Annotated in this window: 8 protein-coding genes; 2 read left to right on the top strand and 6 right to left on the bottom strand. The window is 70.3% G+C overall.

Annotated elements, in window-relative coordinates; translation table 11 throughout:
* Positions 1–89: 89 nt before the first annotated feature.
* The 6 genes from ACZ4RZ_RS50025 to ACZ4RZ_RS50000 form a co-directional block, all read right to left on the bottom strand.
* On the bottom strand, positions 90–983 hold the full coding sequence (locus ACZ4RZ_RS50025) for an alpha/beta hydrolase (RefSeq protein WP_095849761.1): 894 nt from the start codon (positions 981–983) through the stop codon (positions 90–92).
* A 29-nt stretch (positions 984–1,012) separates the two neighbouring features.
* Entirely contained in the window at positions 1,013–2,221 is a 1,209-nt protein-coding gene (locus tag ACZ4RZ_RS50020; protein ID WP_399095359.1) for an alpha/beta fold hydrolase, read from the bottom strand.
* Between the two features lie 168 nt (positions 2,222–2,389).
* Entirely contained in the window at positions 2,390–3,589 is a 1,200-nt protein-coding gene (locus tag ACZ4RZ_RS50015) for an NAD(P)-dependent malic enzyme (protein WP_257016047.1), read from the bottom strand.
* A 204-nt stretch (positions 3,590–3,793) separates the two neighbouring features.
* Positions 3,794–4,195, bottom strand: a complete 402-nt coding sequence (locus tag ACZ4RZ_RS50010) for a tautomerase family protein (protein ID WP_399095356.1) — start codon at positions 4,193–4,195, stop codon at positions 3,794–3,796.
* 145 nt (positions 4,196–4,340) lie between these two features.
* On the bottom strand, positions 4,341–5,051 hold the full coding sequence (locus ACZ4RZ_RS50005) for a flavin reductase family protein (protein ID WP_095857377.1): 711 nt from the start codon (positions 5,049–5,051) through the stop codon (positions 4,341–4,343).
* A 249-nt stretch (positions 5,052–5,300) separates the two neighbouring features.
* Positions 5,301–5,726: a nuclear transport factor 2 family protein gene (locus tag ACZ4RZ_RS50000; RefSeq protein ID WP_095849764.1), complete on the bottom strand. Its 426-nt coding sequence runs from the start codon at positions 5,724–5,726 to the stop codon at positions 5,301–5,303.
* A gap of 288 nt (positions 5,727–6,014) precedes the next feature.
* Between ACZ4RZ_RS50000 and ACZ4RZ_RS49995 the strand changes: the two genes are divergently transcribed.
* Complete coding sequence (locus ACZ4RZ_RS49995; protein ID WP_095849765.1) at positions 6,015–6,482, top strand: winged helix-turn-helix transcriptional regulator; 468 nt, start codon at positions 6,015–6,017, stop codon at positions 6,480–6,482.
* A 440-nt stretch (positions 6,483–6,922) separates the two neighbouring features.
* On the top strand, positions 6,923–7,780 hold the full coding sequence (locus ACZ4RZ_RS49990; RefSeq protein WP_100830178.1) for an MBL fold metallo-hydrolase: 858 nt from the start codon (positions 6,923–6,925) through the stop codon (positions 7,778–7,780).
* Positions 7,781–7,965: the final 185 nt, after the last annotated feature.

The following is a 7,965-nucleotide window of genomic DNA, read 5'->3' as shown; positions in this document are numbered from 1 at the left end:
CCGGCAAGACCGCCCCTGACGCATCATCAGCCAACTACACTCCGGACGACGCCTCTGACCAGGCCAGATAGCGAAACGCTGCTGGAGTACTAGGCGAGGTGCTCCCGGAACCATTCGACGGCGGCGCCGCTCGCCTTGTCGAACTGCGTGGTGTACGGGTCGAAGTGGCCGCCGGGGATGGTCCGCAGCCGCTTCGGCTCCAGCGCGCGCTCGTAGGCCGCGAGAGCGAGGTCGGTCACGGTGACGGTGTCGTTGAGCGCGACCACCATGAGCAGCGGTGTGGGCGAGACCCTGGTGACCCAGACTCCGGGCTCGTACATGCGCGCGGCACGGGTGGAACGGACGGTGACCTCGTTGTCCCACACACCGTCGGGCTTGGGCTGGAGGTAGAAGTCGATGGCCTCCTGGGTCCGGTAGGACGCGGGCACCGCCGGGTCGCTGCCGACGATGGCCTGGCTGCGGGGGGCCTCGCCGCGCAGCTGGGCGCGCTCGTCCTCGTCGAAGGCCGCTTCCAGACCGGCGACCGCCTCCGGTGCGATGCGGCGCAGGCCCTGCTCGAAGCCGCTGATGGTCGGCACCTGGGCGACCACGGCCCGCAGGCGGCGGTCGGTGGCACCGAGGACGATCGCGTGACCGCCGGCGTAGCTGGTGCCCCACAGGCCGATCCGGTCGGGGTCGACCTCGGGCCGGCTCTCCAGGTAGGAGATGGCGCGCCGCCAGTCGGCGATCTGCCGCCAGGGGTCGACGTCCTGGCGGGGAAGGCCGTCACTGGCCCCGAAGCCGCGGTGGTCGTGCAGCAGGACGGCGAAGCCGTTGTCCGCGAAGGTCTGTGCGAACGGCTCCAGGCCGTGTTCCTTCACCCCGGCGTAGCCGTGGGCCATGGTGACCGCCGGGTGCGGGCCTGGGCCGTCCGGCAGGAAGAGCCAACCGCGCAGGCGTATCCCGCCGTCGGCCTCGAACTCGACATCCTCGCGCTGGAACATGGAACAACCTCTCTGTGTGGGTGGGGACTTCAGCCCTGGTGGAAGTGGTCGGAGTCGATCTCGCCGGCCAGCCGGTCTCGCAGTTCGGCGGAGAAGCGCAGTGCGGCGCCGAGCGGACGGTGGTGGATGGCGGCCCGGAGGATCTGGTCGTCCGCATTCCTGGTCAGGAGGGTGACGCCCTCGATCGGCAGGCCGCCGAACGCGGTGGCCTCCCACTCCAGGTAGCTGCGCGGACCGTCGACGGCCTCGCGGGTGAAGCGGAGCGACTCGTAGATCGCGCTCGCCGCGCCCATCACCTTCTTCACCTGGTCGCGGCCTTCCACGGGGCGGAGCAGGACGCTCGCCTCCAGAACCACGTCCTCGGTGAACGCCTCGCCGAACGCCGTGGCGGACTTCTGCGCGAAGGCGTTCGTCCAGCCCCGCGGAGCCGTCGTGTCCGCGACGGGAGCGGCTTCGGAGCCGAGGACCCCGGCGAGGAGACGGTCGAGGTGGCCCGCGACCTCGGCCGCCTGCTCGATGTGGGCCCAGTGACCGGCCTCGGCCACCGACACCGCCGTCACGTCGGTGAAGCGGGGTGCGATCGCGTCGTGGACCATGCTCTCGGTGACGAACCCGTCGCCCTCGCCGCGGACGATGAGCACCGGGCCGGAGCAAGCGCTCGGATCCTCGCCCTGAGGGTGTCCGGTGTTCCAGCACTCGGCGAGGGCTCGGAGGACCTCCGGCCGCAGCCGCGTCCCGGTGGCGACCAGCCGGTCCAGTTCCGCCGGCGGGAACGCGGCGGACAGGTTCTCGCGAACGCCTCGCTGGCCGGGTTCGTTGCCGCCCAGCGAACGGAACTGCTCGATCATCTCGTCGGGCAGATGCACGCCCGCGAGCGGGACCGGGGTCACCAGCACGAGTCCGCGGGCGCGGTCGGGCCGCTGGACCGCGACCAGTTCGGCCACGGCGGCGCCCATGCTGTGGCCGACGATCACGAACGGCTTGCCGAGGGCGTCGACCGCCGCGCCCGCCTCGGCGGCGAACCGGTCGTAGTCGTAGGGCCCGTCCGCCGCGGCGCGGTCACCGCAGCCGGCCAGGTCGAGCGTGATGCACTCGATGCCGGGTGTGGCGAGCTGGGGGATCAGGCGGTCCCAGACGTACTGATCGTCGAGGAAACCGTGGACGAACACCACGGCCAGGTCCCCGTCGCCAGTGCGGCGGTAGCGTACGTCGGTGTCGGCGACGCGTTCCGTTTTCATGTGTGTGTTCTCACTGTCCCGCTGTGGACGTCGGCCCGGAAGGGGACCGGTCCTGGCTTTCGGTGGGCATGTCGGTGGGATGTGCGTCCGGGCGCGCATCCGGTCGAAGGCGAAGTCTCTGATGCGTGCGGTGCCTTCGGCGGCTTCGGTGTCTGCGTGGCCGGCCGTCTAGAGACGGGACACTCCGTCGCGCCGGGCGGCCTCGGCGACCGCTTCGGCGACCGCGGGGGCGACCCGCGGGTCGAAGGGGGACGGGATGATGTGGTCGGGGCGCAACTCGTCGGCGATCAGGCCGGCCAGGGCGTCCGCGGCGGCGATCTTCATGCCTGGCGTGATGCGCGAGGCGCGAACGCGGAGGGCTCCGGAGAAGATGCCGGGGAAGGCGAGGACGTTGTTGATCTGGTTCGGGTAGTCGCTGCGGCCGGTCGCCACGACGGACGCGTACTTGTGGGCGACTTCGGGGTGGATCTCGGGGGTGGGGTTGGCCATGGCGAACACGAAGGCGCCTTCGGCCATGGTGGCGACCGCGGTCTCGGGGACCGCGCCTCCGGAGACGCCGATGAAGACGTCGGCGCCTGCGAGGGCTTCCTCCAGCGTGCCAGTGTGTCCGGCCCGGTTGGTGTACGCGGCGATGTCCCGTTTGACGTCGGTCAGGTCGGTGCGGCCGAGGTGCAGTACGCCGGTCCGGTCGGTGACCACGACGTCGCCGATGCCGGCCTCCACCAGGATCTTGGCGATCGCGACGCCCGCCGCTCCCGCGCCCGAGATGACCGCGCGCAGCCCGTCGAGGGTCCGCCCGGTGAGGCGGGCGGCGTTGCGCAGGGCCGCCAGGGTGACCACAGCCGTGCCGTGCTGGTCGTCGTGGAAGACCGGGATGTCGAGTCGGTCCTGGAGCCTGCGCTCGATCTCGAAGCACCGGGGTGCGGAGATGTCCTCGAGGTTGATGCCGCCGAAGGACGGCGCGAGTCGGGCGACGGTGTCGACGATCTCGTCCACGTCCTTGGTGGCGAGCGCGATGGGCACCGCGTCCACGTCACCGAACTGCTTGAACAGGACCGCCTTGCCCTCCATGACCGGCAGCGACGCCTGCGGTCCGATGTCGCCCAGGCCGAGCACCGCGGTGCCGTCCGTCACCACGGCGACGGTGTGCGAGACCCAGGTGTAGTCGTGGACGAGACCGGGCTGTTCGGCGATGGCGGTGCACACCTCGGCGACGCCCGGCGTGTAGGCGAGTGAGAGGTCCTCGCGGTCGCGCAGCGGCACCGTCGGGGTGATCGCCATCTTTCCCCCGTGGTGGAGCGCGAAGACCGGCTCCTCGGCTCGGCCGGGCGCGGGGGTCCGCGTCGACGCGGCGGTTTCTGTTTCCACGACTGATTCCTTTGCTGATTCGTTCTGCTGGTCCCGTCGCCGATCCCTTGTTCGGCTTGCCGTACCCGTTCGCCCGGCGGGATGCTCAGGCACTCCGGTGTGGCCGTGTGCCCCGATGCCGTGCCCGGCGGGTGCCGCTGGGCCTCGGCCCGCCCCGGTACGCGGGCAGGCTCCGGGCCTGGTCGGCGGGCGGGAACGCGGGGTTCACCAGCGAGGAGCCCCTTCGGCCAGCTGCAGTTCACCCCTTCCGAACGAGAAGCTCTCGTTCGGGACCGGGATCAGGGCGATGAATATGTCGTCGGGAGAGACATCGAGCGCCTCGACGACCAGCCTGTTGATGGCGGCGGACGCCGCCCGCTTGTCCTCCAGGGGCCGGTGGGCGCCGAAGAGAACCGTGATGATCATGGCGTCGGCGCTGCGGTGCATGCCCATGAAGGTCGGGTCGAGGAAGAGTTCGTCCTCGCCGTGCTCGCTGATCATGATGAAGCGGTCGCCCTCGGGGATGCCGAGGCCCTGCACCAGCGACTGGTTGAGGGCGTCGGCGAGGGCGCGCTTCTGCTGCGAGGTGAAGCGGTTGGCGGGGATGTGGGCGTTGAAGACCGGCATGGGGGGCTCCTTCGGGGAGTGCGGTGTCGGGTGTCGGACCGTTCGGGGGGCCTGATCAGGGCCCGGTGTACGACGCGGCCGCTCCGGACGTCCATACCGCGCGGGAGTGCGCGGCTGGTATGCGGCCGGCCCGGCGGCGACGCCGTCATGCCTTCGTGGCTCCGGAGGCGGACCAGTCGGCGCTGTCCACCTGCGACCATCCGTCCGGGCGTCCGTCGAGACGGTGGCTACGCCGGCCCAGTCGCGCGCTCAGTACGTCGTCCGGCAGGGGCGGGACGAACGCGTTGTCGGCGAGGGTGTACTCGGCGGCGAGGCGGCCGACCGCGGGAATCGCGCCGGTGTCGATGCGTCCGTTCCGGACGTAGACGTCGTCCCGGACGTGGAAGCGCACGACCTTGCCCCAGACGACGTGGTCGTTGATGTCGCCGACCTGGATGATCCGGTCGACGACGCATTCCATCGCGATCGGTGAGTCCTTCACCCGCGGCACCTTGACGACCTCGCAGTCCGCCTTCTCGAGGCCGACCTCGTCGAACTCGTCCTGGGAGCTGTCGAATTCGATGGCGCTGCGGTGCATCTCGTGGGCCAGCGGAAGCGTGACCAGGTTGGTGACGAACTCGCCTCTGTCCCGGATGTTGATGAACGTGTCCTTCAGGGTCCCGTCCGACCGCGGCTGAAGGGTCAGGGACACGATCGGGGGCACCCGGCTCACTACGGTGAAGAACGAGATCGGCGCCAGGTTGGCGACGCCGGATTCCGACTGGGTGCTCACCCAGCCGATCGCCCGTGGCGTGACCGCCCCGATGAGCAGTTTGTACGCGGAGGTCGCGTCCAGTTCGTCGCTGTTGATGATCACGTTCATGTCCTCTCTGACATGCACGGCGGCATACCGCCGGTGAAGGTGTGGCCGGGGCGGGCTGGGGGCGGGTCATCGGGGCCGCTGCCGGCCCCGGCGCGCGGCACCGGTGCACCGGTGGAGCGAGGTGGGACGACCGTGTCCTCGGGGCCCGGCCGGTACGTCGTCGTTCTGGCTCCGGGTCGGGTCCGGGGCCGGGCCGCGAACGGGTCGGCGCTCCATGCCGGTTCCCGGTTCCGGTCGGACGGATCAGCCGGCCGCGGAGGGGAAGAACTCAAGGCCCTCGATCACGTCACGGCCCTTGGCGGTGTCGGCGTACAGCCGCGCCTCGGTGATCAGTCCGTCGGTGACGGCGAACAGGAGGAGGTGCTCGTTCTCCATGGTGCGGCCGTTCTTCGCCTTCGCCCGGGCCCGGACGGGGACCACCACGTGCGACCCGGCGTCGAGCACGGTGTGCAGGTCGTAGTTGAAGTACTCGTAGTAGTGGTCGAAGAGGTCCTTGTAGAAGGCCGCAAAGCCGTCCCGGCCGTGGAACGTCCCGCCGTAGGGCAGCGAGGTGGGGAAGTGGAAGACCACGTCCGGCGACATCAGGGCCACCAGGTCGGATGAGTCGTTCTTCTCGAACCCGGTGTATGCGCGGTGGCAGGCGTCGACGATCGCCTGGTTGCTCGACATGCTTCCTCCATGCTCATGGCTGGGTGCGGTGCTGGGGTGAACGCTTGTCCACTCGCCCCGGCTGTCCGTCCAGTGGTGCGCGCAGGGACCGGGGATCAAGGGGACAGGCCGATCGGCTCGTGAGGCGTCCGGGAGCCTGACCGTGCTCGGGCGGTCATCGGTCGGGCTTCGCGGGCCCGGGGGCGCGGCGGTGTCTCTCAGCGGCCCCGTTGCAGCTAAGTTTCCATCTGGAACCCAGGAAGTCAAGGGCTGGGTTCCAAATGGCAACCCTGGAGCTATCCTGGCCGTATGGAATGGCGTGAACTCGATCTGGGCAACTGCAGCGTCGCCGCGACCCTGGGGCTGATCGGCGAGCGGTGGACCCTTCTCATCCTGCGTGAGGTCTTCGCCGGACTGCATCGCTTCGACGAGATCGCGGAGCACCTCGGGGTCTCCCGCCGCGTCCTGGCCGAACGCCTCGGCCAGCTCGTCGCGGCGGGGCTACTGGAGCGCCGCAGCTACCAGGAGGCCGGACGGCGCGCGCGCCAGGAGTACCACCTGACGCCGTCCGCGCACGACATCCACTGGGTTCTGGCCGCTCTCCTGCAGTACGGAGACACGCATCTCGGCGGCCCCGAGGGCCCGCCGGCTCTGCTGAACCACGCCGGCTGCGGCGGCCGGGTGCACCTCGAACTGCACTGCTCCTGCGGGCACGAGGTCACCACCTCTGAGGTGGAGCCCATCACCGGCCCCGGCGCCCACAGCACATCCGTCTGACGGCGGCCCGCCCTCCCCGGCACCCCTTCCCCGCCCAGACCGGACGGCTGGCGGCCTCGGCGCCCCCGCCCCCATCCAGACCCGGTCGCCCGCAGCGGGGGCGCACGGCCGGAGCGCCGCCGGGCAATGCGCTCGCCGGAGGCGGCGAGGACGGTTCGGCATCCGTAGCCGAAATAGGCGAACGTGCTACGGTTACTTCTCAAGGGTCATCCGAAGACGGCCTGCCGTCCACCGCTCGGGCGAGCACGACCGGGATCGACGGGACTGCCTTCGACGGGCCCGCAACGCCGCTCCCCGCCGTGCCTGGACCACGGCACCCACCGGAGCGGATCCTCACAGCTGCCCGCCCTGACATGTGCCCGGCTCGCCGCCGTCCGGCCACGAGCAGACGGCTGCGCGAGCCAAGTTCCGCCGATTCGCCCTCTGAAGGAGGCACCATCATGACCGCATCCGCACCCACTCCCCTGGCCTACGAAGTTCTCGTCCAGGAGGGCACTCCCCGAGCCGGTGGCGAGCGGCTGCCCAATGGTGAAGGGCTCGTCTCCTCGCCCCTAACGTCGACGCTGATCTTCGGCGAGGAGGACGCCGTGCTGGTTGACCCGCCCCTGACCACCGAGCAGACCCAGCGGGTGGGCGACTGGATCGAGCGCTCCGGAAAGCGTCTGGCCTACATCTACGCCACCCACGGGCACGGCGACCACTGGTTCGGCACCGCCGACCTCGTGAAGCGGTTCCCCGGCGTCACCGTCTACGCGACCCCCGGCACCATCGAGGTCATGCACAAGCAGGCCACCGAGGGCCGCGAGGAACTGTGGGACAAGCGCTTCCCCGGCCTGATCCCCGACACCCCGGTGCTGGCCCAGCCCGTCCCGGCGGAGGGCTTCCAGCTGGAGGGCAACCTCATCGAGGCCGTCGAGGTCGGTCACACCGACACCGACAAGACCACGGTCCTGCATGTGCCGTCGATCGGTCTTGTGGTGGCCGGCGATGTCGTCTACAACGGCGTGCACCAGTACATCCTCGAAGGTGGCGACGGCGGCCTGGAGGAATGGCTGGGGGCCCTCGACCGCGTGGCCGCGCTCCAGCCGCGCGCCGTCGTGGCCGGTCACAAGAACAAGGACCTGCCCGACGACCCGGCCACCATCGAGGAGACCCGCCAGTACCTGCTGGACGCGATCCAGCTGCTGGGCCAGAACCCCACCGCCCGCGAGTACTTCGACCGGATGACGACCCTCTACCCGGACCGCCTCAACCCGGGCCCGGTCTGGTACGGAGCGGTCGGCCTGCTGGGAGCCTGACACCCCAGGGACAACGGGCCCGGCCAGGACCGCTGAAGCGGTTCGCCGGGCGCCACGCGGCCGGGGGCTTGGATGGCCAGCCCTTGTGGTTAGTACTGCAACCGCATCTGCGTGACGATCATGTTCGTGGTGCGTTGGTATGACTGTGTGCTGAAGAGCTGACGGTTGAGCAGGTTGAGTCGTGG

Source organism: Streptomyces sp. NPDC027189 (assembly GCF_055566975.1).
Note: the sequence above shows the minus strand (reverse complement) of the source record. Positions and strands in the feature narration are given on the sequence as shown.

What these genes read in the sequence shown, in the direction of transcription:
- ACZ4RZ_RS50025 (WP_095849761.1), bottom strand. Translation starts at nt 983, where the DNA reads ATGTTCCAGCGCGAGGATGTCGAGTTCGAGGCCGACGGCGGGATACGC.
- ACZ4RZ_RS50020 (WP_399095359.1), bottom strand. Translation starts at nt 2,221, where the DNA reads ATGAAAACGGAACGCGTCGCCGACACCGACGTACGCTACCGCCGCACT.
- ACZ4RZ_RS50010 (WP_399095356.1), bottom strand. Translation starts at nt 4,195, where the DNA reads ATGCCGGTCTTCAACGCCCACATCCCCGCCAACCGCTTCACCTCGCAG.
- ACZ4RZ_RS50000 (WP_095849764.1), bottom strand. Translation starts at nt 5,726, where the DNA reads ATGTCGAGCAACCAGGCGATCGTCGACGCCTGCCACCGCGCATACACC.
- ACZ4RZ_RS49995 (WP_095849765.1), top strand. Translation starts at nt 6,015, where the DNA reads ATGGAATGGCGTGAACTCGATCTGGGCAACTGCAGCGTCGCCGCGACC.
- ACZ4RZ_RS49990 (WP_100830178.1), top strand. Translation starts at nt 6,923, where the DNA reads ATGACCGCATCCGCACCCACTCCCCTGGCCTACGAAGTTCTCGTCCAG.